Below are 25,738 nucleotides of genomic sequence, written 5' to 3'. Positions count from 1 at the left end.
GCCTTTCCGCGAAGGCAGGACCGCCGGGTTGCACCCATCGTCCCGCCCTAAACCTGATCCGCAGGGTGCAAGACCCTTCGGACATGCCGGGCAAGACGACATCTAGAAGCCTGCCCTCCCAGAGCCTTGCGGCCATGGGCTGTCGAGGTTCGAACCAAACCAGCCTCTCAAGCCGCGAACTGATCGCGACCTGGAGTACAAAATCCGGTCTTCACCCGTCTATGCAGGCCATGCGATTAAGCCGTTGAAAACACGAGGTTCTCGCGGGCGCCTGCAGTCTTGGACAGGATCGGGCTATCGGCCGAGGCCGAACGCCCTGCTCTCATTCCTCTGGAGGCGACGGGTCTCCTTCCTTTCGAGCATCCTTGCGGGCATGCGGAAAGGAATGATCTCCTATCATCTCAGGTTTTCGGAATGCGAGCACGGACATGCCAGCAAGTGCCAGCACGCCCGGAAGGCGCTATGTAACCGGTCTCGCCCTGCTTGCCAAGAGCAAATTTCAGACCAGTTTCATATAGCGGCCGGGAACCGGTTCCAAGGCCGGAACCGGCAGCCGCTCAGGCGTCCCTCACCTCATATGGCAGCGGCCTGCCGGCAAAGAACGCGGCAAGATTGGCAAGGACGCAGTCCTGCATCGCGACATGCGATTCCAGGGTGTGGCCGCCGAGATGCGGCGACAGCGCCACGTTCGGCAGCGCGGTCAGCGCGCCGGGCGGATGCGGCTCCCGGGCGAACACGTCGAGCCCGGCGCCGGCGATGGTGCCGTCGGTCAGAGCCGCGACCAGCGCCTGCTCGTCGATCACCGAGCCGCGCGAGATGTTGACGACGAAGCCGTCGCTGCCGAGCCGGCGCAGGATGTCGGCATTGACCGCATGGGCGTTGTCAGCGCCAGCGCGCACCGCGATCATCAGCACGCTGCACCAGTCGGCCAGCGCCTCCAGGCTCGGCAGGTACTGATACGGCAGGTCGTATCGGGTGCGGCTGAAATAGCCGACCTCGGTTTCGAAGGCAGCGACACGCGCGGCGATCTTGCGGCCGATCTCGCCCATGCCGTAGACGCCGACCTTGCGACCGCGCATGCCGGCCTGCGGCCGCATCATCGGCGACGGCTTTGCACCGGCCCAGTCGCCGCTCCGGACATAATTGTCGGCCACATGCAGGCGCCGCACCGACGCCAGCATCAGGGTCAGCGCCGTGTCGGCGACCGACGCCGCGTTCGCCCCCGGGCTGTGGCCGACCGCGATGCCGCGCCTGGCGGCGGCGGCGAGATCGACGCCGTCATAGCCGGTGCCGTAGCAGACGATCGCGCCGAGCTTCGGCAGCATGGCCATCGCCTCGGCGCCGAGCGCCGTGCCGCCTGCGGTGATCATGGCTCTGACGTCGGCGAGCTCGGCGGCCGGGAACGCTTCGTCGAGCCGCTTGCCCGCTGCGTTCAGCAGCTCATAGCGCTCGCCGAAGCCGGTCAGCTGGGCCTTGGGAAAGCGCGAATAAACCAGGACCTTATCGGGCATTGTTGTCGTTTCCTGTGAGAGGCTTCGCCCCCCAAGAGAGCGGAAAGACAAAGGGCGGAACCGGTTGCCCGATCCCGCCCCTCTTTATCTCGTCACGGCCAAAGACCTTAGCCGAGGATCGTGCCCGGCTCGACCTTCACGCCCGGGCCCATGGTGGAGGAAACCGCCACGCGCTGGATGTAGGTGCCCTTGGAACCCGCCGGCTTCGCCTTGGAGACCGCGTCGGCGAGCGCCTTGACGTTCTCGACCAGCTTGTCCTCGGAAAACGAGGCCTTGCCGATGCCGGCCTGCACGATGCCGGCCTTCTCGACGCGGAACTCGACCGAGCCGCCCTTGGCGCCCTTCACGGCGTTGGTGACGTCCATGGTCACGGTGCCGATCTTCGGGTTCGGCATCATGCCGCGCGGACCGAGCACCTTACCGAGGCGGCCGACCAGCGGCATCATGTCGGGCGTGGCGATACAACGATCGAAATCGATCGCACCGCCCTGCACCTTCTCGACCAGGTCTTCCGCACCGACGACGTCGGCGCCGGCGGCCTTGGCTTCCTCAGCCTTGGCGCCGCGCGCGAACACGCCGACGCGCAGCGTGCGGCCGGTGCCGTTCGGCAGGTTGACGACGCCGCGGACCATCTGGTCGGCGTGGCGCGGGTCGACGCCGAGATTGATCGCGATCTCGATCGTCTCGTCGAACTTCGACTTGGCGCGCTCCTTGACCATCTTGATGGCGTCCGCGAGCGGGTAGAGCTTCTCACGATCGACGCCCTCGCGGGCCTTCTTCAAACGCTTTCCGATTGTCATGGCCCGTTACCCCGCAACTTCCAGACCCATCGAACGGGCAGAGCCCTCGACCATCTTCATGGCCGATTCGATGGTGTCGCAATTCAAGTCCTTCATCTTCTTCTCGGCGATCTCGCGCACCTGCGCCTTGGTCACCTGGCCGGCCTTGTCGCGGCCCGGCGCCTTCGATCCGGACTGGATCTTGGCGGCCTGCTTGAGGAAGTAGGACATCGGAGGGGTCTTCATCTCGAAGGTGAAGGACCGGTCCGCATAGATCGTGATGATCACCGGGATCGGGGTGTTCTTCTCTTCCTTCTGGGTCTGCGCGTTGAACGCCTTGCAGAACTCCATGATGTTCAGACCGCGCTGACCAAGCGCGGGACCGATCGGGGGCGAAGGATTCGCCGCACCGGCCGGGACCTGAAGCTTCAGGTATCCGGTCACTTTCTTTGCCATTTATCACTCCTGTTGTGCCGGACGGGGCCGGCGGTTTCAGGTTCCGTGGTTCGGTTGAAGGGGCTGGCGACCGCCTCCTCCCTCCCACGGCCTCTCACTTGACGGGGGGCATATAACCCCACGCCGTCCGGTCAGACCACCTTTTCGACCTGACCGAATTCCAGTTCCACGGGGGTCGCGCGGCCGAAGATCGACACCGCGACCTTCACGCGCGAACGCGCCTCGTCGATTTCTTCCACCACGCCGGAGAACGAGGCGAACGGGCCGTCGGCCACGCGCACGTTCTCGCCGATCTCGAACGACACCGACGCCTTGGGACGCTCCACGCCCTCCTGCACCTGGTGCAGGATCCGCATCGCTTCCGATTCCGAGATCGGCATCGGCTTGTTTTCCGCGCCGAGGAAGCCGGTCACCTTCGGGGTGTTCTTGATCAGATGGAACGCCTCGTCGGTCAGCTTCATCTTCACCAGCACATAGCCCGGGAAGAACTTGCGCTCGGCGTCGATCTTGCGGCCGCGGCGCACCTCGGTGACCTTCTCGGTCGGCACCAGCACCTGCTCGAACAGCTCTTCCAGCCCGCGCTGCTTGGCCTGCTCACGGATCGATTCCGCGACCTTCTTCTCGAAGTTCGAATAGGCGTGAACGATGTACCAGCGCTTGTCCATCAATTGAGTTCCCATGCTCATCAGTGGATGCCCAGTATCAGGGTGATGAGGTAGCGGATGACCTGGTCCGCGGCGAAGAAGAAGATCGAGGCCAGCGCCACCATCACGAACACCATGATGGTGGTGATGGTCGTCTCGCGGCGCGTCGGCCAGGTGACCTTGGCGGTCTCCGAGCGCACTTCCTGCAGGAATTTGAACGGGCTGAAAGCCATCGTGAGATCCGCGTCCGTCTCCGGACGATTGCAACGTTTCAAGGAATCCGAACAGCCGACCTTGCGGACCCAGCCCTCGTTTGGAAGGTTGAGCCGATAAACGAGCTCGAATGTTCGGGGAATTAGGCCGCGCCGGATATCCGCCATCGAAGCGGGCCGGCTGCGAGTGGGCGGTATCTACTGCGAGACCGGCCAAACGTCAAGGTCGGCGAGATCGCATCCGGCGCCCACCCGGTTCGGACCGATCGGGCATTGGCCTCTCCGGATCAAGGGCTTAGCCGGCATCCCGGGGCCGTGCCGGACTTCCCGTCAGCGTCAGGACGACGCTCCGGTCGCGCGCGGCCCCAGTCTGGCCTCCCCTAGGCCAGGACGGGCGTGGGTGGCAGCAGCATCGAGACAAGCAATCCGCTCGGCTCGCCCGGCTTCAACGCGATGCTGCCGCCGTGCCGTTTGACGATATCCTGGGCGATCGACAGCCCCAGCCCAAAGCCGCCGCTGCCCTGGCGCGCGCTGTCGGCCTTGAAGAAGGGTTCGAACACCTTGTCGCGCAGCGCCGGTGGGATGCCGGGGCCATCGTCGGCCACCGCGATCTCGACATGGTCGGCCTCCGCAAGGCGGAGCGTCACCGCGACCAGGCCGCCGTGCTTGACTGCATTCTCCACGACGTTGGTGACGGCGCGCGACAGCGCGCGAGGCCGGCAGACATAGGGCAGCCGCGCCGGCCCGGCATAGGACACCGCATGGCCGGTATCGGCGAAGTCCGAGCAGATGGTCTGCAGAAAGCTCGGCAGGTCGATGCACGATGCCGCCTCCGTGCGGGCATCCTCGCGCAGAAACTCCAGCGTCTCGTTGATCATGCGCGTCACCTTGGCGATATCGCCAAGCATCGCCGTGCGCAGCGCATCTTCGCGGACACGCTCGGAGCGCAACCTGAGCCGCGTCAGCGGCGTCCGCAGGTCATGGCTGATCGCCGCGAGCATGCGGGTGCGGTCGTCGAGCAGCGCGGCGATACGGGTGCGCATGTCGTTGAGCGCGTCGGCGACCTGGGCGATTTCGCGCGGCCCGCGGCGGCGCAGCACCTCGGAAGTCCGCGGCGAGCGGCCGAACGAGGTCGCAGCGCGCGCGACGTCGGCCAGCGGCGCGATCACCCAGCGCACCGCATAGACCGACAGCAGCAGCATGGAGATCAGCACGACGATCCCGCCCCCGGCCGCCGGGCGGAGCAAAGTGGACCAAAGGCCGCCTTTGACCGCAACGTCGGCCATCAACGCGTGGCCGTCGTCGAGCCTCACGATCACCTGTGACGACGAGCCTGCCGGATGGCGCAGGTCTTCCAGCGACTCAATTCCGGGCTCGGCAGCCAGTTGCCGGAACGCTCTCATGGAAAACGACCGCGTCTCTGCGGATGTTCGAGGCACCAATTCGCCCAGGGCGACGCGCCTGACGTCGAGACCGCCGCGCCTGGCCGCGGCCAGCAGTTCATCTGCGTCTGCCGGCGTCTTCGTGGAACGCACAAGCTGTGTCAGCTCCGCGACCCGCCCGGCCAGAAACTTCTGCGTGTCGGTGATCGAGGGAGAATCGAACAAATAGATGATGGTCACCGCCGCGAGCGTGATGCCGATCAGCTCGGAGACTGCGACGAGGCTCATCAGTTGCGCGGCGACGCTGCGCGGCATCAGCCGCTGTGCCCATCCCATCAGATCTGCTCGACCGCCGGCGTGAACAGGTAGCCGCCGAGCCGCACCGTCTTGATCATCGAGCGGTCCTTCGGATCCGGCTCGATCTTCTGCCTGATGCGGCTGATATGGACGTCGACGCTGCGCTCGACCGATGCAATCAGGCCACCGAACGCCTGCTCGATCAGCTGCTCGCGCGACAGCACCTGGCCGGGATTGCGGCAGAACGCCAGCAGCAGATCGAACTCGGCCCCGGTCAGCGTGATGCGGACGCCGGCCGGGTCATGCAGTTCGCGCGTGGTGGGATTGATGCGCCATCCGGCGAAGGTCAAAGGACGCGGTCGCGAGCGCGCCACCGAGCCGCTCTCGACCCGGCGCAACAGTGCGCGGATGCGAGCCACCAGCTCGCGCGAATTGAACGGCTTGGTGACATAGTCGTCGGCGCCGAGTTCGAGGCCGAGAATCCGGTCGATATCCTCGCCCCGCGCCGTCACCATGATGATGGGGATCGAGGACACCATGCGCAGGCGCCGGCAGATGCTCAGTCCATCCTCGCCCGGCAGCATCACATCGAGCACGATGAGATCGAAGCTCTCGCGCTTGAGCAATGCATCCATCTCCATGGCCGAACCGACCAGCACTGCTCTGAAGCCGTTGTCCTGCAATACCTCGGCCAGCATGCGCGCGATATCGGCGTCGTCCTCGACGCAGAGAATGCGCGCGTTGGTGACGGGGAGAGCCACGAGGTCGTATTCCAGGATCTGCATCACGGCATTTTAGAGGCGTTTGCCTCCGATGCGCAGTGCGCAAATATAGCGTTTTGTTAAGGCTGCACGGCCAAATGTGGCTCAAATAGGTCGCGCGGTTTCGCAGTCTATATCTGACTTAATATCTCTTAATCCCGGCCTCGGCGGCCCCGCCCTATCGTGACACGCGATCGGTTCTGGGGTGAGCGGTCGTTCGAGGGGTGACATGAAAATCAAGTTTCGACCGGACTCTGCCGCTGACGCGCAGGGCACCGACCGGGTTTGGCTCGATCGCCGGTACAATCGGCCATCCGCACTCGCCGGAGCCGCGGTCGCGGCCGCGTTGTTATCGGGCTGCGCCAGCGCGCCGATGACCAAAGGCGGATCACTGGCATCCTACGACAAACTGACCCCGTCCGACGGGCTGCTGGCGAAATCGCTGGTTCACGTCAACAAGGAGGACGTGCTCGCCGCGAAGACGGTACGGATCGTGCCGACGACCTTCGCGCAGACAGCCTCGCCGACGCTTTCGCAAGAGCAGCGGCGCCTGGTCGCCAACGTGATCGACCGTTCGCTCTGCGTCGGCCTCAGCGATCGGCTCGAAGTCGTTGCTCCCGATCAGCCAGCCGATCTGACCGCGCACGCGCTCGTCACCCAGGCGGCGCCCACCGACGAGGTCGCCGCAGGCGCCTCCAAGGTGCTCGGCTTTCTGCCGACCGCACTTAGCGCCAGCGTGCCAGTGCCGGTGCCGCGGTTGCCGGTCGGCCTCGGCAGCCTGACGGTCGAAGCCGAGGTGCGCGATCCAGCCAGCCGCCAGCAGGCGGCGATGGTGTGGGCGCGGGGCGCAAATTCATTCACCAACTCGCCGAGGGTTTCGAGCGCCGCCGACGCCTACGACCTCGCCTCCTCCTTCAGCGACGATTTCAGCAAGCTGGTCGTCACCGGCGCGACGCCGTTCGGCAAGCCGCCGGAACTGCCGTCATTCGACAAGATCGGCGCCACGCTCGGCGGCAAGCCGAAATATGCGGCCTGTGAGGCGTACGGCCGCAATCCCGGCCTGATCGGCATGGCCGCCGGCAAGCTTGGCCTGCCGCCGGAGTGGTCGGACAAGGCGCCGAAGACAGCCGGCCAATAGCCGGGCTATCCGGCAAAGCTCCTCTGCACCGCCTGATCCAGCGTCGCGCCGCCGACATAGCGCTGCCGCAGCTCCCGCTTCAGCAGCTTGCCGCTCGGGTTCTTCGGCAGGCTGTCGACGAAGATGACCTGCTTCGGCACCTTGAAATGGGCCATCGACGCCGCACAATGCTTGATGACGGCGTCGGCCTCCAGGCTCGCACCGGCCTTGACCACGACGATCGCGGTCACCGCCTCGATCCAGCGCGGATCGGGCAACCCGACCACAGCAACCTCGGACACCGCGGGCATCCGGTAGATCATCTCCTCGACCTCGCGGCTCGCGACATTCTCGCCGCCGCTCTTGATCATGTCCTTCACCCGATCGACGACGGTGATGTAGCCGTCCGCATCGACCGTCGCGAGATCGCCGGAATGAAACCAGCCGCCGGCGAACGCCGCCGCGGTCTTGACCGGATCCTTGTAGTAGCCGGACAACAGATGCGGCGAGCGGTGCACGATCTCGCCGACCTCCCCGACCCCGACGTCGGTCATGTCAGGCCTGACCACCCGCGTCTCGACATTGATCGCGGGCTTGCCGGCCGAGCCTGCCTTCGGCAGCTGATCCTCCGGCGAAAGCACGGTCGCGAGCGGCGCGATCTCAGTCTGGCCGTAGAAATTCCAGAACTTCACCTCGGGCAGCCGGCGCTGCAATTCGAGCAGCACCTCGACCGGCATGATCGAGGCGCCGTAATAGCCCTTGCGCAGGGTCGACAGGTCGGTGCGGTCGAACGCCGGCGAACGCAACATCGCGATCCAGATCGTCGGCGGCGCGAAGAACGCGTTGATCTTGTGGGCCGCGATCAGCGCCAGGACGTTGTCGGGCACCGGCTTGCCGGTGATCAGGCTGGTGGCGCCGAGATAGATCGCGGGCCCGAGGAAGACGTCGAGCTGCGCGCAGTGGTAGAGCGGCAGCGCGTGCAGCACCGTGTCGTCGGTCGCCATGCCGCCGTCGATGATGCAGCTGACATACTGCCACATCACGGCTTCATGGGTGAGGATCGCGCCCTTCGGCAGCGACTCGGTGCCGCTGGTGTAGATGATCTGCGCGGGATCGCGGCTGTCGACCGACGCATCCGGCACCGAAGCGTCGCTGTGCAGCAGGCTGTCGAAGGTCGTGATGCCCTCGGGCGCGGTGGCGGGATCCTCGCCGGGCAGCCAGATCAGGGTTTCGACCGCCGAGCCCTTGGCGGCCGCGGCGTGCGCGGTCTCCACGAAATCCGGGCCGACGGCGAGCAGCTTGGCGCCGGAATTGGCCAGGATGAAATTGATCTCGTCGGGATTGAGCATGAAGTTGATCGGCACCAGGATGGCGCCGATCCGCGCCACCGCGAAACGCAACGCGGCGAAGCCGTGCGAGTTGCGCGACAGCACCGCGACGCGGTCGCCCTTCGCGATGCCGAGCGCGAGCAAGCCTCGTCCGAGCCGATTGCAGATCGCGTCCATCTCCGCGAAGGTCCAGCTCACCTCGCCGCAAATCAGCGCGGTCTTGGTGGGATAGCGTTTCGCGGACCGGCGCAGCAGGTCGCCGATGCTGTGCTCGCGGGCGCGCTGGATGGTCGCTGCGATGTCGTCGCTCATATGTCCCTCCCGAATGTGCTTTTTGTCGTTGTCTTGTCTTCGACCGCGCCGTCGCTACTGCCGGGCGGCGTAGGCGTGTTCCATGTAGGTGTGCTCGACCGAGCGATCGAGCGAGGCGATCTTCTCGAAGCCGCGCCGCCAGTCCTGCAGATGCCGCCGCGTCCACAACACGCCGGCCTCCTTGTCGCGTCCCCTGATCGCATCGAGGATGTGGCGATGCGCCTCGACGAGGCGCGCGCCACCCTCCCGCACGCCGCCGACGATCATCTCGGTGGTCGGAAAGAACAGCTGCGCGGCGGGCTCGCGGGCGAGCTGCAGCACGCGGTTCTGCGAGGCCTTGGCCATCAGCACGTGGAATTCCGCGTCGAGCTCGGCGAGCTCGGCGGGATTTCCAACCAGCGCGGCGCTGCGCGCGAGATTGCCGGCGAGCTCGGCGATGTTCTCCTCGGTCGCACGCTCCACCGCGCCCTCGACGCTCGCGACCTCCAGCGTCATCGAGGTCTCGAACAATTCGCGGAACGTCACCTCATGCAGGATCAGCGCGCGCGACAGCCGGGTTGCGAGCTTGTTGTAGCGCGGCAGGCAGGCCTGCAGCCGGCGGCTCGAATCGCGGCGGATCAGCCCACCCTCCTCAAGCACGCGGATGCCTTCGCGGACCGTCGAGCGGTTGACGCCGAACTGCGCGACCAGTTGCTGCTCGGTGCCGATCGGCTCGCCCGGCTTGATCCGGCCGTTGATGATCTCGCGCTCGATCGCGTCGGCGACCTTCTGGTAGGCGGGCGCGACATCGATGCGCCGGAACAGCGGCGTGGCGGGCATCCTCGGCTCCCTGGATCTCTCGGTTGTTGTTTGTCGGACAAAGGATAGGCGAAAGGCCGTTGGAGCGTCAAATGGCCTCGCTGCAGCCGGATTGTCGCACCCGGCCGGCCGGAATTGACACCGGAACCGGGCAAATCTAGCTTTGTCGGACAAACGGATAAAAACACCCGGGGAGGCGCATCACCATGAAATCCATCGTCACGAGTCTGTCCGCTGCCGGCCTGCTCACAGCCGTCCTGGCGGGCCCCGCGCTCGCGCAACAGGCGCCGCTCAAGATCGGCGTGCTGACCGATTTCCAGTCGGTCTATTCCGACATCGGCGGTGCCGGAAATGTCGAGGCCACCAAGATGGCCATCGAGGAGTTCGGCGGCTCGATGTTCGGCAAGCCGATCGAGCTCGTCACCGCCGACGCCCTCAACAAGGCCGACGTCGCCGCCACCATCACCCGCAAATGGTACGAGGCCGAGAATGTCGACATGATCATCGACATGCCGACCTCGGCGACCGCGCTCGCCGGCATGGAGATGTCGAAGCAGTTCGAGAAGATCATGATCGTGACGGATGCGGCGAGCTCCGACATCACCGGCAAGTCCTGCTCGCCCTACACGCTGCACTGGACCTACGACACCTACGCCAACGCCCACACCGTCGGCAGCGCGATCGTGAAGAACGGCGGCGACAGCTGGTTCTTCATCACCGCCGACTACGTGTTCGGCCATTCGATCGAGCGCGACACCGGCGACGTGGTCCGCGCCGCCGGCGGCAAGGTGCTCGGCAGCGCCCGGCACCCGCTCAACACGCCGGACTTCTCATCCTTCCTGCTGCAGGCGCAATCGTCGAAGGCCAAGATCGTCGGCCTCGCCAATGGCGGCGGCGACACCATCAACGCGATCAAGCAGGCGGCCGAATTCGGCATCGTCGCGGGCGGGCAGAACCTCGCCGGCATCGTGATGTTCATCTCCGACATCCACAGCCTCGGGCTGAAGCTCGCGCAGGGCCTGATCATCACCGAGGCCTACTACTGGGATCTCAACGACCGCACCCGCGCCTTCGGCAAGCGCTTCTTCGAGCGCATGAAGCGGATGCCGACCATGAACCAGGCCGCGACCTACAGCGCCACCCTGCACTACCTCAACGCCGTGAAGGCCGCCGGTACCAAGGAGACCAAGCCGGTGCTGGCCAAGATGCGCGCGACCCCGGTCCGCGACGCCTTCACCGACAATGGCGTGGTGCGCGAGGACGGCCGCATGGTGCACTCGATGTTCCTGTTCGAGGTCAAGAAGCCGGAGGAATCGAAGGCGCCGTGGGATTACTACAAGGTGCTCGCCGAGGTCCCCGGCGACCAGGCGTTCCGGCCGCTGAAGGACGGCGGCTGCCCGCTGATCAAGTAGGTCAAAATGATCATGGCCGGGGTCCGGGACCTCGGCCAAGGCATTTAAATTAAGACATTCCAATTGTTGGCTAAAAGCTGGCAGGAGTGGCAGGGCTCGAACCTGCGACCCCCGGTTTTGGAGACCGGTGCTCTACCAATTGAGCTACACTCCTGCAGGGAACCGGCGTCGCCGCCGGTTCGCGCCGTTTCAAGCACAGGGCATGGCCGGTTTGCAAGGGCGAAGCGGTGAAGCTTCTGTTCATTGCAAAACTTCTGCGCCAGACTTGGGTCATCACGCCACGTCGGCACTCCGCCGCAAGAATCAAGAACCAGGGAGAGACCATGAACGCCCAGACCGCCACCAAGCACGCCGCCAGCCAGACCACCCCGTCCCTCCCGCTCGCCAAGCCCGAATCAATCGGGCTGTCGAGCACGCGGCTGCAGGCGCTGTCCGACACCTTCAAGCGCGAGGTCGACAAGGGAACCGTTCCCGGCGTGACGGTGCTGGTGGCGCGGCGCGGCCAGATCGGCTGGTTCGACGCGATCGGCCGGCAAAGCGCGGCAGCCGCCGCTCCGATGGAGCATGACACGATCTTCCGCATCTTCTCGATGACCAAGCCGATCGTCTCGGTCGGCATCATGCAGCTGCTGGAGGACGGCCACTTCCTGCTCAACGACCCCGTCGCGAAGTTCATTCCCGAATTCGCCGAGACCAAGGTCGGCGTCGAGCACAACGGCAAGCTCGAGCTGGTCCCGGTGCAGCGGCAGATGACGATCCAGGACCTGCTGCGCCACACGTCCGGGCTGACCTATGACCACACCGGCAACGGCCAGGTGCAGCAGCTCTACCAGCAATCGCGGCTGCGCAGCCGCAAGATCACCAATGCCGAGCACGCCACCATGCTGGCCGCCATGCCGCTGGTCTGCCAGCCCGGCGCCGAGTGGAACTACAGCCGCTCCACCGACATCCTCGGCCGCATCATCGAAGTCGTCAGCGGCCAGACGCTCGGCGCGTTCCTGACCGAGCGCATCCTCGCGCCCCTGCAGATGACCGAGACCGCCTTCCATACCGGGGAAGCCAATGCCGGCCGCCTCGCCGAGGCCTTCGCCAACGATCCCTGGACCAGCGAGAAGGTGCAGCTGTTCAACATGCTGGAGAAGCCGGCGATGGAATCCGGCGGCGGCGGACTGGTCTCGACCACGATGGACTATGCCCGTTTCGCCCAGATGCTGCTCAACGGCGGCGCGCTCGACGGCACCAGGATCATCGGCCGCAAGACGCTGGAATTCATGGCCTCCGATCACCTCGGCGCCGGCGTCAAGGTCCAGGGCACGCTGGTGTCGCCCGGCCACAGTTTCGGCCTCGGCTTCGCGGTGCGCATGCAGCAGGGTATCGCGCCGTTCTCCGGCTCGGTCGGCCAGTATTTCTGGAGCGGCATGGCCGGCACGTTCTTCTGGATCGATCCGAGCGAAGACCTGATCGCGGTCTTCATGATGCAGGGCCCGGGCCAACGCGAATATACCCGCTCGCTGGTGCGCAACGGCGTGTACGCGGCGGTGGAGTGAGGCGAGCCCGCCTCCCTCCTCACCCAACACCGTCATGCCCCGCGCATGCGGGGCATCCAGTACGCCGCGGCCCATCGGCTCAAGCACAGCCGTCGCTGGAATACTGGATCACCCGCTTTCGCGGGTGATGACGAGTTGAGCCGGTGGCGCGCTTTGCGCATCAACGCCGGCGTCAGCTGATCGTCGCGCCGCCGTCGATCACCACGGTCTGGCCGGTCATGAAGTCACCGGCGCGCGAGCCCATGAACACGGCGGCGCCCGCGATCTCGTCGGGCACGCCGATCCGCAGCAGCGGCGAGCGCGCGGTCGAGGCCTTCAGATTGTCCGGATTGTCCCACAGCGCCTTGGCGAAGTCGGTCTTGATCAGGCCGGGCGCGATGCAGTTCACGCGAATGTTGTGCTTGCCGTATTCGCAGGCGAGGTTGCGCGCGAGCTGCATGTCGGCCGCCTTCGAGATCGCATAGGCGCCGAGGATGGTCGAGCCCTTCAGGCCGCCGATCGAGGACACGATGATGATGGAGCCGTCCTTGCGCTCGATCATCTGCGGCACCACCATCGAGATCAGCCAGTTGTTGGCGACGATGTTGTTGTCGAGAATTTTTCTGAACTGATCGTCGGAGATGCCGGCGAGCGGACCGTAATACGGGTTCGACGCCGCGTTGCAGACCAGCACGTCGATCTTGCCGAAGGCGCGGTTGCTCTCGTCGATCAGGTTCTGCAGGTTCTCCTTCGACGAGATGTTGGCCGCGATCGCGACCGCGGTGCCCTTGCCGTAGCTGTCGTTGATCTCCTTCGCCACCTGCTCGCAGACATCGGCCTTGCGCGAGGAGATCACCACCTTGGCGCCGTGCTCGGCCATCCGCTCGGCGATCGCGCGCCCGATGCCGCGCGTCGACCCGGTGATGACGGCGACTTTCCCCTTCATGTCGAACAAGGTCATGGTTCTCTCCCTGATGTAAGCGTTTGAATTCTGTTTCGAGCTTAGGCAGCGTTCCTGTCTTGCGATAGCGGCAATCACGCAAGCTTGCTGGCCGGGCGGACTTCAGGTCCGGACGGCTGATGCATCGCGGCGTGCCTGGGATCGGCGATCCAGGGCTGCTGGTTCACCATCGGCAGCCGCCAGGTCGACAGGCCGATGCCTGCGATGTGATCGAGCCGCGTCACCGAGACATTGTCGATGTCGAAGGACAGGCCACGGTCCGGCTGGCCGCCGAGCGCGAGGCCGACCGCGGCCCGGATCACGCCGCCATGGCCGACCGCGATGATGTTTTTGCCGGGCTCTGCGGCCGTGATCCGCACGATGGTGCGACACACCCGCGTGTAGAGATCCATGAAGCTCTCGCCGCCGGGTGCGGGCTCGTTGACGTCGGCAAACCAGCTTCGGCCGGGCGGCTGGCTCGCAAGCAACGCGGCGCGGTTCATGCCCTGCCACCGGCCGAGATGCTGCTCGGCGAAATCGCGTTCCTGCGTCATGTTGGCCGGCTTCGGAAATCCTGCGGCCCAGATCGCTTCCGCGGTCTTGTGCGTGCGCTTCAGATTGCTCGAATACCAGACTGCATCGCGCGGCAGCATCTTGGCGACCGCCTCGAACACCTCGACGTCGCCGGTGTCACAGTCGATGTCTTCTTGTCCGTAGATGTTGCCGCCGTCGCTGCGCACCGGCGCGTGACGGACCCACCACCATCGCGTCACCGTCACGTTAGGCTTGTCTGGATTGGACATCGGATGAGCCCTTCAATATTGTCCCCCGTCGCTGTACGTCACGCCGCACCTCGTCTCAAGTGCTTCGGACGTTTGAAATTTTGTTTGAATTCCGTCGCGCGGCAGACGCGCCACGGATCACGTGAACAGGGAGAAAAACATGGGCCGCCTCGAAGGCAAATCCGTCATCATCACCGGCGCCGGCAGCGGGATCGGCCGTGCGGCGTCGCTGCTGTTCACCAAAGAAGGCGCCAGACTGATCGCGGTCGATCGCACCGATGGCGTCAACGAGACCGCGAAGCTGGTTCGCGATGCCGGCGGCACCGTCGAGGCCGTCACTGCGGACGCCGGCTCGGAGAGCGATGTGAGGGCCTTCATCGAGAAGGCAATTTCGAAATACGGCAAGCTCGATGCGATCTGGGCCAATGCCGGCGTCAGCGGTGGCCTCGTGCCGCTCGCCGATCAGACTCCGGAACATTGGCAGGAAGTGCTGCGCGTCAATCTGATCGGCCCGTTCCTCGCGATCAAGCATTCGATCCCGCACATGACCAAGCAGGGCTTTGGCTCGATCGTCTGTACCGCCTCGGTCGCAGGTCTGAAGTCGGGCGCCAGCGGCCACCCCTACGGCGCCAGCAAGGCCGGCGTCATCAGCCTGGTGCAGACCACCGCCTACTCGCTGTCCGGCACCGGCGTCCGCATCAACGCAGTCTGCCCCGGCCTGATCGAGACCGGCATGACCAAGCCGGTGTTCGATCGCGCCAAGGAGCGCGGCACCCAGGACAAGATCGGCCAGCTCAATCCGCTGAAACGTCCCGGCCAGCCGCACGAGCTCGCCGCGATGGGATTGTTCCTGGCGAGCGACGAAGCGTCCTACGTCAACGGCCAGGCCATCCCGGTCGACGGCGGGCTGACGGCGTCGATGCCGTATACGGGCAAGCCGATTTAGTAGCGGAAGTCTCCGTTCGCGGCGCTGGCCAAGTCCGGACGACGCGATAACGTCGCCACATTCACCGCTGTCGTCCCGGCGAAAGCCGGGACCCATGCTCCGCGGCCGGGGTTGTGAACGGGACTCGTCGTTCCGACGTCGCGCAACAAGCTGGATTGGTGGTTATGGGTCCCGGCCTTCGCCGGGACGACACTGAATGTCTTGCATGGTCTGTGAGCCATACTTCTGCATTCTTGCGAGATGACATCCGGCAGCGGTCCGAATATTGCTTGGCCTTGGCAGGCAAACCAGCTGTTATACTTTGCTGGCAGGATCGCCACCACGCTCACAATCCCTGCACAATCCCTCGCAAACGAACAGGCCATGCAAAATCAACGCCCCGACCGTATCCGCAAGCTATTGGCCGACCTCGTCGCGTTCGACACCATCAGCGATCGCAGCAACCTGCCCCTGATCGACTACATCGAACGCTACCTCGCCTCGCTTGGCGTCGGCAGCCAGCGCATCGTCGATGACACCGGACAGAAGGCCTCGCTGTGGGTCACGGTCGGCCCGGAGGACAAGGCTGGCCTCGTGCTCTCAGGGCATACCGATGTGGTGCCGGTCGTAGGACAGGTCTGGAGCCACGACCCGTTCGAGCTCGTGGAGCGTGACGGCCGGCTGTACGGCCGCGGCACCACCGACATGAAGGGCTTTGTCGCGGTCTGTCTCGCGATGGTTCCGGAAATGCTCGCGGCCAACCTCAAGACGCCGATCAATCTTGCGATCTCCTATGACGAGGAGATCGGCTGCGTCGGCGTGCGCCCGATGCTGCGCGAGGTCGCACGCAAGCCGGTCAAGCCGCTCGGCTGTTTCGTCGGCGAGCCGACCCAGATGCAGGTGATCGTCGGCCACAAGGGCAAGCACGGCGTGCGCGCCACCTTCCGCGGGCTCGCCCGGCATTCCTCGATCGCGCCCGACGGCGTCAACGCCATCGAATACGCGGCCGACCTGATCACCGAGATCCGCCGCCGCGCTGCGGTGCTGGCGGCGGATGCCGAGCGCGACAGCCTTTACGACGTCCCGCACTCGACCCTGCTCACCAGCATCGTGCATGGCGGCGCCGCGCTGAACATCGTGCCTGACAGTTGCGTGGTGGAATTCGAATGCCGCGGCATCGGCATCACCGAGTCCAGAGAGGTGACGGACGCGATCATCGCCTGGGCCAAGGCCGAGATCGAGCCTGCCATGCGCAAGCGGCATCCGGACTGCGGCATCGATTTCGAGGAGATCCTCGACTATCCCGCGCTCGACACCGAGGCCGACGCCGCCATCGTCACGCTCGCCAAGCAGCTTGCCGGCCGCAACGACCACGCCAAGGTCGCGTTCGGCACCGAAGCCAGCCTGTTCGTCAGCATGGCGGATGTGCCGTCGGTCGTGGTCGGCCCCGGCGGAATCGCGCAGGCGCACACGCCGGACGAGTTCGTCGAGATGTCGCAGCTCGCAGCCTGCGGCGATTTCGTCGCACGGCTGATCGCGCATTGCGCGAAGTGATAGTCTGATGCGTAGGGCGTGAAACAGGAGCCCGGGACCGTGTCGACCGAGAAGCAACGTCAGCAAGGCGGAGTGGCGGAAACCCTCCGCGTGGTCGTGCAGGCGCTGATCCTCGCGCTGGTGATCCGCACCCTGCTGTTCCAGTCGTTCAACATTCCGTCCGAGTCGATGGAATCGACGTTGCTGGTCGGCGACTACCTGTTCCTCTCGAAGTACAGCTACGGATACACGCACTACTCTCTGCCCTTCTCGCCGCGACTGTTCTCCGGCCGCATCTTCGGCTCCGAACCCCAGCCGGGCGACGTCGTGGTGTTCCGCCTGCCGAGCGACGATTCCGTCGATTTCATCAAGCGCGTGATCGGCCTGCCCGGCGATCGCATTCAGATGATCGACGGTGCGCTCTACATCAACGGGACCGCGGTCAAGCGCGAACGCGTCGACGACTATGTCGATCGCGACGAGGGGCCGCGCCCGGTCCGCGTCAAGCGCTGGCGCGAGACGCTGCCGAACGGCGTCAGCTACGACACGCTCGATCGCATCGAACGTTCCGAATACGACAACACGCAGACCTATGTGGTGCCGCCGGGGCATTTCTTCGCGATGGGCGACAACCGCGACAACTCGGCCGACAGCCGCGTGCCGCCGGCGCGCGGCGGGGTCGGCTACGTTCCGTTCGAGAACGTCATCGGGCAAGCCAAGATGATCTTCTTCTCGATCGGCAACGACGCTCCGGCATGGCAGGTGTGGCGCTGGCCGTCCTCGGTACGCTGGAATCGGCTGTTCACGGGCATTCACTGAGGCAAGTCGGCCAGCGACAGGTCGAAAACCCGGATCACGGCGTAGCCCGCATGAGCGGAGCGATATGCGAGAGCACCTTCCCGGGTATCGCTTTCGCCTACGCTCTTCGAGCTACGGCGGACAAGTCGCTCACCCAGGCTACGAAGAGCGCTACGGACGACGATCACAACCCATCCGGCGGCAGGCCCGGGCCCGTGGCGGCCGGGCGGAGCTTGTCGCGCTGGCGCTCGCGGTAGAAGGCGTAGAGGCCGGAGGCGACGATGATCGCAGCACCGGCGAGCATCGCGCCGTCGGGCTTGTGGCCGAAGGCGAGATAGCCGGTCAGCATCGCCCATGGCAGCGCGGTGTAGCGGAACGGCGCCACCGCCGAGATGTCGCCGGTGCGCAGCGACACGATGATGCATTGATAGCCGATCAGGATCAGCACTGCGGCGAATGTGAGCAGGCCGAGCGCGTGGCCGGACGGCGGCTTCCAGCCGCCGAGCGGGACCAGGACGACGGCGCCCGCCGTCGTCACCGTCACTGTCGTGAGCAGCGTGATGAACACGGTCGGCAAATGCTTCGGGATGCGGCGGGTGGCGAGATCGCGCACCGCGCAGAAGCCGACCGACGCCAGCGCCAGCAGCGCAGGCTGGCTAAAACCCTCAGCCCCCGGCCGAACGATGACGAGCACGCCGATGAAGCCGGCGGCGATCGCAAGCCAGCGCCGCCAGCCGACCGGCTCGCCGAACACCAGCGCCGCGCCGAGCGTGATGACGAGCGGCAGCGCCTGAAAGATCGCCGAGGCATTGGCGAGCGGGATCTGGGCGATCGCGGACAGATAGGTCAGCGTGCCGCCGATCTCGCCCATGACGCGCAGCCCGACCGGCCAGATCAGCAGCGCACTGAAGCTGCGCAGCGCGTCGCGGTACCAGGCGAGTGCCGCGACCAGCACCATCGCAACCAGGCCGCGGACCAGCAGGACCTCCCCGATGTTGAACTCCGCCGACACCGCCTTGGTGATGGTGTCGTTGACCGTGAAGCTGGCCATGGCGGCCGCCATGAACAGGCTGCCGCGAAGATTCGGGGAAAGGGGCAAGGTGAAAATGTCCGATCAGGACCAGGGCGGGCGTTGATCGGACTGACTTGCCAAAGCGGCACCGCGAACTCAAGTCACAGATGGCTACAATGCGGAAACATGCCGCAGTTCGCAGCAGCGGCGCGAACCCTGGGGGATCGCGCCGCGTTCTCGGATCAGGTTGCGCCGGCCTTCTGCGCGTATTCCCATGACGCCTGCGACAGCGGCACGGTGCGCTTGGCCGACTCAAGGGCCTTCGCATTGGCAGCGGTGCCGTCGCGGACGCGGCCCGCAATGCCCTGCGTGATGCCGGCGAGGCGGAACAGGTTGTAGGAGAAGTACCAGTTCAGATCCGGCACAGCCATGCCGGTGACGTTGCAGTAGATCTGCGCCGCCTCATCCTGGCTCGGAATGTTCAACGCCTTGAGGTCGGCGTTGGCGAGGCCCGGCATCGTCCACTGCATCAACAGATAGGTGAAGTCGGCCATGGGATCGCCGAGCGTCGACAATTCCCAGTCCAGCACCGCCTGTACCCGAGGCTCGATAGCGTGGAAGATCATGTTGTCGAGGCGATAGTCGCCATGCACGACCGAGACGCGCTTCTGCTCCGGCACCGTCTTCGGCAGCCACTCCGCGAGCTTCTCGAATTCGGGAATGTGCTGCGTCTCGGACGCACGATACTGCTTGGTCCAGCGATCAACCTGGCGCGCGAAATAATTGCCGGGCTTGCCGAAATCGCCGAGGCCGATCTTTTCGGGATCGAGGATGTGCAATTTCGCCAGCGTCTCGATCTTGCTGGTAAAGATTTTCCGCCGCGCATCCGGCTCCTGGCTCGGTAGCGTCGGATCCCAGAACACCCGCCCCTCTTCCATCGACATGATGTAGAAGGCCGAGCCGACCACCGCGTCGTCGGTGCACAGCGCATAGGCTTTCGCGACCGGGAAATTCTGCTTGCCGAGCGCCGCGATGACGCGGAACTCGCGATCCACCGCATGGGCCGACGGCAACAATTTACCGAACGGACGGCGGCGCATCACGTAGTTGCGGCCAGGGGTCTCGAGCTTGTAGGTCGGGTTGGACTGGCCACCCTTGAACTGCAGGACCTTGAGCGGGCCCTGATAACCCTCGACGTGTTCCTGCATCCAGGCCGAGAGGTTCGCCTCGTTGATACGATGGCGCTCCTCGACTTCCCTTGTGCCGGAAAATTCTTCGTCTTTCCTGACGCCGTCCGCCACGGTGACGCTCCCTCAACTCGATTTTTCAGGGAGCGCATCGGGGCGCCCCCTCAATCAGGCTGGTACGCCAGCCTGATTTCTCTTTTCATTCTGAGCACGACGTCAGCGTGAACGCCATGCGTTCCGCGTCATGCTCAGTGCGACGTGTTTGCATACTTCCGAAGTTCAAGTCTGGCAATGGCGCGATTGTGCACCTCGTCCGGACCATCCGCCAAGCGAAGCGTGCGGATGTGGGCGTAGTCCTTGGCGAGCCCGGCTTCGTCGGAGACGCCGCCGCCGCCATAGGCCTGGATCGCCTGGTCGATGATCTTCAGCGCCATGTTGGGTGCTGCGACCTTGATCATCGCGATCTCGGCCTGCGCGGTCTTGTTGCCGACCTTGTCCATCATGTCGGCGGCCTTGAGGCACAGCAGGCGGTTCATCTCGATGTCGGTGCGGGCCTCGCCGATGCGCTGCTCCCAGACCGAATGCTCGATGATCTTCTTGCCGAATGCGGTACGCGAGGCGAGCCGCTTCACCATCTTCTCCAGCGCCTCCTCGGCCTTGCCGATGGTGCGCATGCAGTGATGGATGCGGCCCGGACCGAGCCGGCCCTGCGCGATCTCGAAGCCGCGGCCTTCGCCGAGCAGGATGTTCTCCTTCGGCACGCGGACGTTCTCGAGCAGCACCTGGGCGTGGCCGTGCGGCGCATCGTCGAAACCGAACACCGGCAGCATCTTCTCGACCTTGATGCCGGGGGTGTCGAGCGGCACCAGGATCTGCGACTGCTGCTGATGCTTGGCGGCGTTGAAATCGGTCTTGCCCATCAGGATCGCGATCTTGCAACGGGGATCGCCGACGCCCGACGACCACCATTTGCGGCCGTTGATGACGTAGTGATCGCCGTCCTTCTCGATCCGGGTCTCGATGTTGGTGGCGTCAGACGAGGCAACCGCCGGCTCGGTCATCAGGAAGGCGGAGCGGATCTCGCCGTCCATCAGCGGGCGCAGCCATTTGCGCTTCTGTTCCTTGGTGCCGTAGCGGATGAACACTTCCATGTTACCGGTATCGGGGGCGGAGCAGTTGAAGACCTCAGACGCCCAGGAGATGTGGCCCATCTCTTCCGACAGCAGCGCGTATTCGAGGTTGCTCAATCCCGCGCCGTGGAATTCGTCATCCTCATGCGAGGACGGCGGCATGAACATGTTCCAGAGACCTTCGGCCTTCGCCTTCTTCTTCAGATCCTCGAGGATCGGGATCACCTTCCAGCGCGGACCTTCGGCGTCCTGCTTGTCGTAGATCGGCACGGCGGGACGGACATGCGTTTTCATGAAGGCCTGAACGCGCTCAAGCCATTCCTTCTGCCTGGCCGACATCGTGAAATCCATGGGACGCTCCTCGTTTCCTAGACTTGGGCCGTGGCCTTTTTGGGCCACACTCTTCACCTCGCCTCCGCGCGCCGCAAGGGCCTTCGCAAGATCGGCGGCGGTGGTGTGCCAGAATGCCGTCCGCATTGTTGCGGATTGACATTGCCGACTGTTCAAACGATAGTTTCATACAAATGTTTGAAATGCAACTCCCTGTCGTCTTCCTCATTCCCCGGCGCACCGCGGAATAACGGAAAGGCTCTCAGCCATGGCCAGCGACCAGACCCGATCCGCAATTCTCGCCGCCGCCGAACGGCTCTATGCCGACCGCGGCTTCGGCGACGTCACGCTGCGCGACATCGTCGCGGAGGCGAACGTCAACCTCGCGGCGGTGAACTATCATTTCGGCTCCAAGGACGAATTGATCGCGGAGCTGTTCGTCACCCGCAGCATCCAGACCAACCGCGAACGTCTCAACGAATTGAAGGCGGCGGAAGAGGCCGGCGGCGGCCGCGCCTCGATCGAGGACATCATGCGCGCCCTCGTCGGCCCCACCTTGCGCGGCTGCCTCGGGCCCGATCGCGAGGGCTCGACCGCGGCGCGCTTCATGATCCGGGCCTCGATCGAATCGGTGCCGCCGATCCGCCGCATCAAGAACCGCGAGGTCGATCACTTACGCAAATTCGCCGCCGCAATGCGCCGCGCGATGCCCGGCCGCGACGACACCGAACTCTATTGGGGTCTGCACTTCGCGCTCGCGATGGCGCACCACACCATCCGCGAGAAGGAACGCCTGCTGCGGCTGTCGGAAGGCAAATGCGATCTCGACGACGTCCGCGCCATCATCGATCGCGTGGTCACGGTCTCGGTGATGGCGCTGACGATGGGCGACGCTCCGAGCAAGCCGGCCGCGCGGCCGGTCCTGGTGCACGGCCGGCTGACGCGGCAGGATTTGTGAGAGCCCTGCCCTCACACCATCGCGATGCAGTCGATCTCGATGTCGAACGGCCCGGTCCATTCCGGGATGCAGACGAAGATCCGCGCCGGCAGATCGTCCGCGAAATATCTCCGGTAGATCGCATTGAAGGTCGCGAAGTGTTTTGCCGATGTGCAGAAGATGTTGCACTTCATCACATTGTCGAACGACGCGCCGGCGGCCTCAAGGCACTGCTTGAGCTGCTCCATCACGAGTTCGCTCTGCCGCTCGATCGACGCCCCGGCGGCGATCTCGCCGGTTGCGGGATCGAACGGCGGCAGGCCGGAGACGAAGATCATGTTGCCAGCGCGCGTGACCGCCGACGCCGGCGCCTTCCAGCGCTCCAACCAGCTCGAGATCGGTTCGACGCGGATCACTTCCCGTTTCATGATTGGCACCTTCGATAGGGATCGATGGCGCCAATCTAGCAAGTAGGTGTCAATGATGCTTCGGTAGCGATCGAAGTGTCACTAGCGGAACCACTGTCGAACCGTCGCCCTGAGGAGGCCGCGCCGTCTCGAAGGGTCGACGGCCACCAGCCGGGCCGTGCATCCTTCGGAGACGCCGCCAAGTGGCCGCTCCTCAGGATTACGGGGAATCCGCTCCGCCTAGCTCGGAATGCAGGCCTACAGAATCCCCTGCGCCTTCAAGCCTTCGACCTTGGCGTCGTCGTAGCCGATGGTCGCCAGCACGTCCTTGGTGTCGGCGCCGAGCAGCGGCGGGGCGCGGTAGTCGGTGATCGGCGTGCCTGAGAAGGTCAGCGCATTGCGGATCAGCGACAGGTTCGGCTCGAAGGGATGATCGACCTTGACCCGCATGCCGCGCGACTGCACGTGCGGATCGCTGAACACCTGCTCGAAATTGTTGATCGGGCCGGATGGCACGCCGGCCTCCTCGAGCTTGTCCAGCCAGTAGGCGACCGGATGCTTCAGGAACAGGCCGGCGAAGATCGCCATGATCTCCTTGCCGTGCACGACGCGGTCGTTGTTCTTGACGAAGCGCTTGTCGTTGGCGAGCTCGGGCTCGCCAAGCACGGCGCAGGTGCGCTGGAACTGGCCGTCATTGCCGACCACCAGCATCAGCTCGCCGTCGGTGCAGCGGAACACGCCGGCCGGCATGCCGCCATTGCCCCAGGTGCCGCGGCGCGGCGGCATGTTGCCGTTGACGAGGTAGATCTGCAGCCAGTGCGACAGCGAGGCGATCACGGTGTCGAACAGGCAGACGTCGACATGCTGCCCTTCGCCGTTGTTGGCGTCGCGATGGTACAGCGCCGAGAGAATGCCGATCGAGGTGTTCATGCCCGTCATGTAGTCGACGATCGAGGGGCCGACCTTCATCGGGCCCGCGCCGGGCTCGCCGTCGATATGGCCGGTCACGCTCATCAGACCGCCCATCGCCTGCAGGATGGCGTCGTAACCGGCGCGCGTGGCGTACGGGCCGGTCTGGCCGAATCCGGTCACCGAGCAATAGATGATGCCGGGGTTGAGCTGCTTGATGGTGTCGTAGTCGAGGCCGTAGCGCTTGAGATCGCCGACCTTGTAGTTCTCCATCATCACGTCGACCGACTTGGCGAGCTCGCGGATGATCGCCTGCCCTTCGGGCTTGGCGATATTGACCGTGACGGACTTCTTGTTGCGGTTGGCGCAGAGGTAGAACGAGTTGTTGTTGTTCGCCTTGCCGTCGGGATCTTTGAGATAAGGCGGGCCAAAGGCGCGGGCGTCGTCGCCGCCGCCGGGCCGCTCGATCTTGATCACCTCGGCGCCGAGATCCGCCAGCATCTGGGCCGACAGCGGGCCTGCGAGCACCCGCGTCAGGTCGAGAATCTTGATGCCCGAAAGTGGCAGAGCCGACATGAACGTTCCTCCGATATCCTTGCAAGATCTTGATTATGTGGCGCCGGACCGGGTCCTGCCCGTGTCTTTGGCGCGCCAGAGCTTGCCGATACACCATTTTGCTGCCGCGAGCACTGCATTGTCGGCATGAAGCCATCCCCGGACGGCCTATGTGCGGCCACGCTGGCGGGAACCGGGCCGATTGCCGCCACGCGAAATTGTGAATATCAACGACACCGATTTGTCTCAACGCCGACGGTATCCTGCCGAGACGAGGATGACCGCCTGCTCAACAGCAAGCTGAAGAGCATCTGCCGCGGCTGCTAGGACACGGACTCATTCTAGAGTCAAAACACGTCGATCGTCGGAAACCGGGCATCCCCGGTGATGCAATCCCAAAGGTAGATTGCAAGGCCGATGTCGCCAGTCCAAAGCGAATACCGACCGCGGCCGGTAACCATCTGAGCGCCACGAAACTGGACGATGGCCGTCATGGCGAACTGGCGCGCGCGGTCGAGCCAGATCGGGTCATTCGTGCGTCGGTAGAGCTTGAGGAACGCGTAGCCATTTCCTGCCGTGCCGTGGCAGAGGTTCGAGCCCTTTGTCAGCGGTCCGGCGGCCCAGACAAAGCGCCCGCCATCCAGCAGCAGCGCGTCAAATTCCGGCGTCGCGAACGGCGCGTCCGCAAAGCTCGTCACCATTCCCGGCGCACCGTGACAATGCTGACATATGAAAAGCCGTTTCTCGCGCTTGCTTCTCGGGCCCCATGTTGTGCCAATGTCGTACCGCCACGCATTTGCTTCAAGCGACTTCGGCACGAACTCGGCGACGTGCGCCTGCTGCGCCGCCGTCAACCAGTCCCATCCGAGCAATAGCGGGACCACGTTGCCGGCAAAGCCGTGAACCGGCCCGAGAAAGCGATCCGTGGCACCGTAGAGATCCTGGGTCCAAAGCGGACCCTGCGGCGTGTCCTCCAGTTCGGCCAACAGCCGCGCCGCCTGCACTTCGAACAGGCCGCGCCATCGCGATTCCCCGGTCATCCTGCTGATGTGGACTGCCGCGATCATCGATCCCGGCATTCCCCACATCAGCTCCCGGATCGGCAGTTCATTGTTTGCTTCGGCCCGCCTATAGACCAGGTCGGCGAGGCTCGATGTCGGCTCAAGGCGCATTGCGAGAAGTGCCGCCCCCATGTCGCCGCGAAGCAGCGAACCATGCTTCTCATAATCGGGCAGCGAACTGGTGTTGTGGTCGATGACAGTCCGCTCGATCAGCTTCGGCAGCACGGGGCGGAAATCGCGGGCGACCTGGGTAGCCCCCGTGCGGTGCAAGTAATCCAGTGCCCAAATGACCCCGGCCGCCCCCTTATAGAAGCTGGGATCACCGTCTCCTCCGCCGTCTTCACTCGGGTGAGCCGGCCAGAACGTATCGGGATGGAAATGTGCGACCGCATCGACCGCAATTTCTTCGATCGTGCCTCGAACAGCCGCTTCATTCCAGGCGTCCTGTACAAGCGGACGATGACGTCCCGCGGTTATCATGGCGTCGGGGCTCCTGCTCCTGAGCGCGGTCCATTTGCAGATAAGGCAAGGAAGAATGGCACGATTGAACGAAAGCTCTATCCAAAAGCACGCCCCGCGGCAAACCAGCTGCCCCTGAGATGATTCAGCGCGACGCAGCCGTGAGGCGTCAATGGCTGCACCTGCCCCATCGGGACATTGGCAAAGGCGATGAGTATCGCAGCCGAACGGACGTTGA

General features: G+C 64.8%; 24 protein-coding genes and 1 tRNA gene. 7 read left to right on the top strand and 18 right to left on the bottom strand.

Annotated elements, in window-relative coordinates; translation table 11 throughout:
• Positions 1-557: 557 nt before the first annotated feature.
• The 7 genes from BRSPCE3_RS33010 to BRSPCE3_RS32980 all read right to left on the bottom strand — a co-directional run bounded on the left by BRSPCE3_RS33010 (position 558) and on the right by BRSPCE3_RS32980 (position 6,066).
• Complete coding sequence (locus BRSPCE3_RS33010; protein WP_244070865.1) at positions 558-1,511, bottom strand: 2-hydroxyacid dehydrogenase; 954 nt, start codon at positions 1,509-1,511, stop codon at positions 558-560.
• 107 nt (positions 1,512-1,618) lie between these two features.
• A complete protein-coding gene (gene rplA, locus BRSPCE3_RS33005; RefSeq protein WP_021081669.1) occupies positions 1,619-2,311 on the bottom strand; it encodes a 50S ribosomal protein L1 in 693 nt (230 codons plus the stop codon).
• A gap of 6 nt (positions 2,312-2,317) precedes the next feature.
• Entirely contained in the window at positions 2,318-2,746 is a 429-nt protein-coding gene (gene rplK, locus BRSPCE3_RS33000) for a 50S ribosomal protein L11 (RefSeq protein ID WP_016840552.1), read from the bottom strand.
• Between the two features lie 131 nt (positions 2,747-2,877).
• Positions 2,878-3,411 (bottom strand): transcription termination/antitermination protein NusG, encoded by a 534-nt coding sequence (gene nusG / locus BRSPCE3_RS32995; protein WP_044538613.1) that lies wholly within the window; start codon positions 3,409-3,411, stop codon positions 2,878-2,880.
• A gap of 20 nt (positions 3,412-3,431) precedes the next feature.
• Positions 3,432-3,623 (bottom strand): preprotein translocase subunit SecE, encoded by a 192-nt coding sequence (gene secE, locus BRSPCE3_RS32990; RefSeq protein ID WP_173637168.1) that lies wholly within the window; start codon positions 3,621-3,623, stop codon positions 3,432-3,434.
• 359 nt (positions 3,624-3,982) lie between these two features.
• Positions 3,983-5,299: an ATP-binding protein gene (locus tag BRSPCE3_RS32985; RefSeq protein WP_244070863.1), complete on the bottom strand. Its 1,317-nt coding sequence runs from the start codon at positions 5,297-5,299 to the stop codon at positions 3,983-3,985.
• Positions 5,300-5,319: 20 nt separating this feature from the next.
• A complete protein-coding gene (locus BRSPCE3_RS32980; RefSeq protein WP_244070862.1) occupies positions 5,320-6,066 on the bottom strand; it encodes a response regulator in 747 nt (248 codons plus the stop codon).
• A 205-nt stretch (positions 6,067-6,271) separates the two neighbouring features.
• Here BRSPCE3_RS32980 and BRSPCE3_RS32975 point away from each other — a divergent pair, with 205 nt between their 5' ends.
• Entirely contained in the window at positions 6,272-7,180 is a 909-nt protein-coding gene (locus BRSPCE3_RS32975; RefSeq protein WP_244070860.1) for a DUF3313 domain-containing protein, read from the top strand.
• 5 nt (positions 7,181-7,185) lie between these two features.
• Here the strand turns inward: BRSPCE3_RS32975 and BRSPCE3_RS32970 are convergent, their stop codons facing one another.
• Together BRSPCE3_RS32970 and BRSPCE3_RS32965 are read right to left on the bottom strand one after the other, a co-directional pair.
• On the bottom strand, positions 7,186-8,799 hold the full coding sequence (locus BRSPCE3_RS32970) for an acyl-CoA synthetase (RefSeq protein WP_244070858.1): 1,614 nt from the start codon (positions 8,797-8,799) through the stop codon (positions 7,186-7,188).
• Between the two features lie 54 nt (positions 8,800-8,853).
• Positions 8,854-9,618, bottom strand: a complete 765-nt coding sequence (locus BRSPCE3_RS32965; RefSeq protein ID WP_244070855.1) for a FadR/GntR family transcriptional regulator — start codon at positions 9,616-9,618, stop codon at positions 8,854-8,856.
• Between the two features lie 185 nt (positions 9,619-9,803).
• Between BRSPCE3_RS32965 and BRSPCE3_RS32960 the strand changes: the two genes are divergently transcribed.
• Entirely contained in the window at positions 9,804-11,009 is a 1,206-nt protein-coding gene (locus tag BRSPCE3_RS32960; RefSeq protein ID WP_244070854.1) for an ABC transporter substrate-binding protein, read from the top strand.
• Between the two features lie 78 nt (positions 11,010-11,087).
• Here the strand turns inward: BRSPCE3_RS32960 and BRSPCE3_RS32955 are convergent.
• Positions 11,088-11,163: transfer RNA gene (locus tag BRSPCE3_RS32955), tRNA-Trp, on the bottom strand.
• Positions 11,164-11,332: 169 nt separating this feature from the next.
• Between BRSPCE3_RS32955 and BRSPCE3_RS32950 the strand changes: the two genes are divergently transcribed.
• On the top strand, positions 11,333-12,556 hold the full coding sequence (locus tag BRSPCE3_RS32950) for a serine hydrolase (RefSeq protein ID WP_244070852.1): 1,224 nt from the start codon (positions 11,333-11,335) through the stop codon (positions 12,554-12,556).
• A gap of 172 nt (positions 12,557-12,728) precedes the next feature.
• Here the strand turns inward: BRSPCE3_RS32950 and BRSPCE3_RS32945 are convergent, their stop codons facing one another.
• Entirely contained in the window at positions 12,729-13,496 is a 768-nt protein-coding gene (locus BRSPCE3_RS32945) for an SDR family NAD(P)-dependent oxidoreductase (RefSeq protein ID WP_244070850.1), read from the bottom strand.
• Between the two features lie 74 nt (positions 13,497-13,570).
• The gene (locus tag BRSPCE3_RS32940; RefSeq protein WP_244070848.1) at positions 13,571-14,278 is read right to left on the bottom strand and encodes a histidine phosphatase family protein; all 708 of its coding nucleotides are present in this window, start codon (positions 14,276-14,278) and stop codon (positions 13,571-13,573) included.
• Positions 14,279-14,417: 139 nt separating this feature from the next.
• Between BRSPCE3_RS32940 and BRSPCE3_RS32935 the strand changes: the two genes are divergently transcribed.
• The 3 genes from BRSPCE3_RS32935 (at position 14,418) to lepB (ending at position 17,534) form a co-directional block, all read left to right on the top strand.
• A complete protein-coding gene (locus BRSPCE3_RS32935) occupies positions 14,418-15,203 on the top strand; it encodes an SDR family NAD(P)-dependent oxidoreductase (RefSeq protein WP_244070846.1) in 786 nt (261 codons plus the stop codon).
• Between the two features lie 363 nt (positions 15,204-15,566).
• On the top strand, positions 15,567-16,736 hold the full coding sequence (gene argE, locus BRSPCE3_RS32930) for an acetylornithine deacetylase (protein WP_244070844.1): 1,170 nt from the start codon (positions 15,567-15,569) through the stop codon (positions 16,734-16,736).
• Positions 16,737-16,775: 39 nt separating this feature from the next.
• Positions 16,776-17,534, top strand: a complete 759-nt coding sequence (lepB, locus tag BRSPCE3_RS32925; protein ID WP_244070842.1) for a signal peptidase I — start codon at positions 16,776-16,778, stop codon at positions 17,532-17,534.
• Between the two features lie 163 nt (positions 17,535-17,697).
• Here lepB and BRSPCE3_RS32920 read toward each other — a convergent pair whose 3' ends face one another.
• From BRSPCE3_RS32920 to BRSPCE3_RS32910, 3 genes are all read right to left on the bottom strand, one after another.
• Positions 17,698-18,612 (bottom strand): DMT family transporter, encoded by a 915-nt coding sequence (locus tag BRSPCE3_RS32920; protein ID WP_244070840.1) that lies wholly within the window; start codon positions 18,610-18,612, stop codon positions 17,698-17,700.
• A 155-nt stretch (positions 18,613-18,767) separates the two neighbouring features.
• Positions 18,768-19,826 (bottom strand): phosphotransferase family protein, encoded by a 1,059-nt coding sequence (locus tag BRSPCE3_RS32915; protein ID WP_244070839.1) that lies wholly within the window; start codon positions 19,824-19,826, stop codon positions 18,768-18,770.
• A gap of 134 nt (positions 19,827-19,960) precedes the next feature.
• Positions 19,961-21,193, bottom strand: coding sequence for an acyl-CoA dehydrogenase family protein (locus BRSPCE3_RS32910; RefSeq protein WP_244070836.1), 1,233 nt, complete (start codon positions 21,191-21,193; stop codon positions 19,961-19,963).
• A 247-nt stretch (positions 21,194-21,440) separates the two neighbouring features.
• On the opposite strand from BRSPCE3_RS32910, the gene BRSPCE3_RS32905 reads away from it, so the two are divergent.
• Positions 21,441-22,130: a TetR/AcrR family transcriptional regulator gene (locus BRSPCE3_RS32905; protein WP_244070835.1), complete on the top strand. Its 690-nt coding sequence runs from the start codon at positions 21,441-21,443 to the stop codon at positions 22,128-22,130.
• An 11-nt stretch (positions 22,131-22,141) separates the two neighbouring features.
• On the opposite strand, the gene BRSPCE3_RS32900 is transcribed toward BRSPCE3_RS32905, so the two are convergent.
• The 3 genes from BRSPCE3_RS32900 to BRSPCE3_RS32890 form a co-directional block, all read right to left on the bottom strand.
• Positions 22,142-22,537, bottom strand: coding sequence for a Rid family hydrolase (locus BRSPCE3_RS32900; protein WP_244070834.1), 396 nt, complete (start codon positions 22,535-22,537; stop codon positions 22,142-22,144).
• A 237-nt stretch (positions 22,538-22,774) separates the two neighbouring features.
• A complete protein-coding gene (locus BRSPCE3_RS32895; protein ID WP_244070833.1) occupies positions 22,775-24,001 on the bottom strand; it encodes a CaiB/BaiF CoA-transferase family protein in 1,227 nt (408 codons plus the stop codon).
• Positions 24,002-24,327: 326 nt separating this feature from the next.
• Complete coding sequence (locus tag BRSPCE3_RS32890; protein WP_244070831.1) at positions 24,328-25,521, bottom strand: LanC-like protein; 1,194 nt, start codon at positions 25,519-25,521, stop codon at positions 24,328-24,330.
• Between the last annotated feature and the right edge of the window lie 217 nt (positions 25,522-25,738).

Source organism: Bradyrhizobium sp. Ce-3, assembly GCF_022835695.1.
GTDB lineage: Bacteria > Pseudomonadota > Alphaproteobacteria > Rhizobiales > Xanthobacteraceae > Bradyrhizobium.
The sequence above is the reverse complement of the archived record's forward strand: the minus strand, read 5'-3'. Positions and strand labels throughout refer to the sequence as shown.

Bases quoted from the DNA above. Each gene is read 5' to 3' on its own strand.
- BRSPCE3_RS32890 (WP_244070831.1), bottom strand. From the start codon at position 25,521: ATGATAACCGCGGGACGTCATCGTCCGCTTGTACAGGACGCCTGGAAT.
- BRSPCE3_RS32940 (WP_244070848.1), bottom strand. From the start codon at position 14,278: ATGTCCAATCCAGACAAGCCTAACGTGACGGTGACGCGATGGTGGTGG.
- BRSPCE3_RS32970 (WP_244070858.1), bottom strand. From the start codon at position 8,799: ATGAGCGACGACATCGCAGCGACCATCCAGCGCGCCCGCGAGCACAGC.
- secE (WP_173637168.1), bottom strand. From the start codon at position 3,623: ATGGCTTTCAGCCCGTTCAAATTCCTGCAGGAAGTGCGCTCGGAGACC.
- BRSPCE3_RS32975 (WP_244070860.1), top strand. From the start codon at position 6,272: ATGAAAATCAAGTTTCGACCGGACTCTGCCGCTGACGCGCAGGGCACC.
- BRSPCE3_RS32960 (WP_244070854.1), top strand. From the start codon at position 9,804: ATGAAATCCATCGTCACGAGTCTGTCCGCTGCCGGCCTGCTCACAGCC.
- BRSPCE3_RS32935 (WP_244070846.1), top strand. From the start codon at position 14,418: ATGGGCCGCCTCGAAGGCAAATCCGTCATCATCACCGGCGCCGGCAGC.
- argE (WP_244070844.1), top strand. From the start codon at position 15,567: ATGCAAAATCAACGCCCCGACCGTATCCGCAAGCTATTGGCCGACCTC.
- BRSPCE3_RS32980 (WP_244070862.1), bottom strand. From the start codon at position 6,066: ATGCAGATCCTGGAATACGACCTCGTGGCTCTCCCCGTCACCAACGCG.
- BRSPCE3_RS32985 (WP_244070863.1), bottom strand. From the start codon at position 5,299: ATGCCGCGCAGCGTCGCCGCGCAACTGATGAGCCTCGTCGCAGTCTCC.
- BRSPCE3_RS32945 (WP_244070850.1), bottom strand. From the start codon at position 13,496: ATGACCTTGTTCGACATGAAGGGGAAAGTCGCCGTCATCACCGGGTCG.
- nusG (WP_044538613.1), bottom strand. From the start codon at position 3,411: ATGGACAAGCGCTGGTACATCGTTCACGCCTATTCGAACTTCGAGAAG.
- BRSPCE3_RS32900 (WP_244070834.1), bottom strand. From the start codon at position 22,537: ATGAAACGGGAAGTGATCCGCGTCGAACCGATCTCGAGCTGGTTGGAG.
- BRSPCE3_RS32950 (WP_244070852.1), top strand. From the start codon at position 11,333: ATGAACGCCCAGACCGCCACCAAGCACGCCGCCAGCCAGACCACCCCG.
- BRSPCE3_RS32910 (WP_244070836.1), bottom strand. From the start codon at position 21,193: ATGGATTTCACGATGTCGGCCAGGCAGAAGGAATGGCTTGAGCGCGTT.
- rplK (WP_016840552.1), bottom strand. From the start codon at position 2,746: ATGGCAAAGAAAGTGACCGGATACCTGAAGCTTCAGGTCCCGGCCGGT.
- rplA (WP_021081669.1), bottom strand. From the start codon at position 2,311: ATGACAATCGGAAAGCGTTTGAAGAAGGCCCGCGAGGGCGTCGATCGT.
- BRSPCE3_RS32965 (WP_244070855.1), bottom strand. From the start codon at position 9,618: ATGCCCGCCACGCCGCTGTTCCGGCGCATCGATGTCGCGCCCGCCTAC.
- BRSPCE3_RS32905 (WP_244070835.1), top strand. From the start codon at position 21,441: ATGGCCAGCGACCAGACCCGATCCGCAATTCTCGCCGCCGCCGAACGG.
- BRSPCE3_RS33010 (WP_244070865.1), bottom strand. From the start codon at position 1,511: ATGCCCGATAAGGTCCTGGTTTATTCGCGCTTTCCCAAGGCCCAGCTG.
- BRSPCE3_RS32895 (WP_244070833.1), bottom strand. From the start codon at position 24,001: ATGTCGGCTCTGCCACTTTCGGGCATCAAGATTCTCGACCTGACGCGG.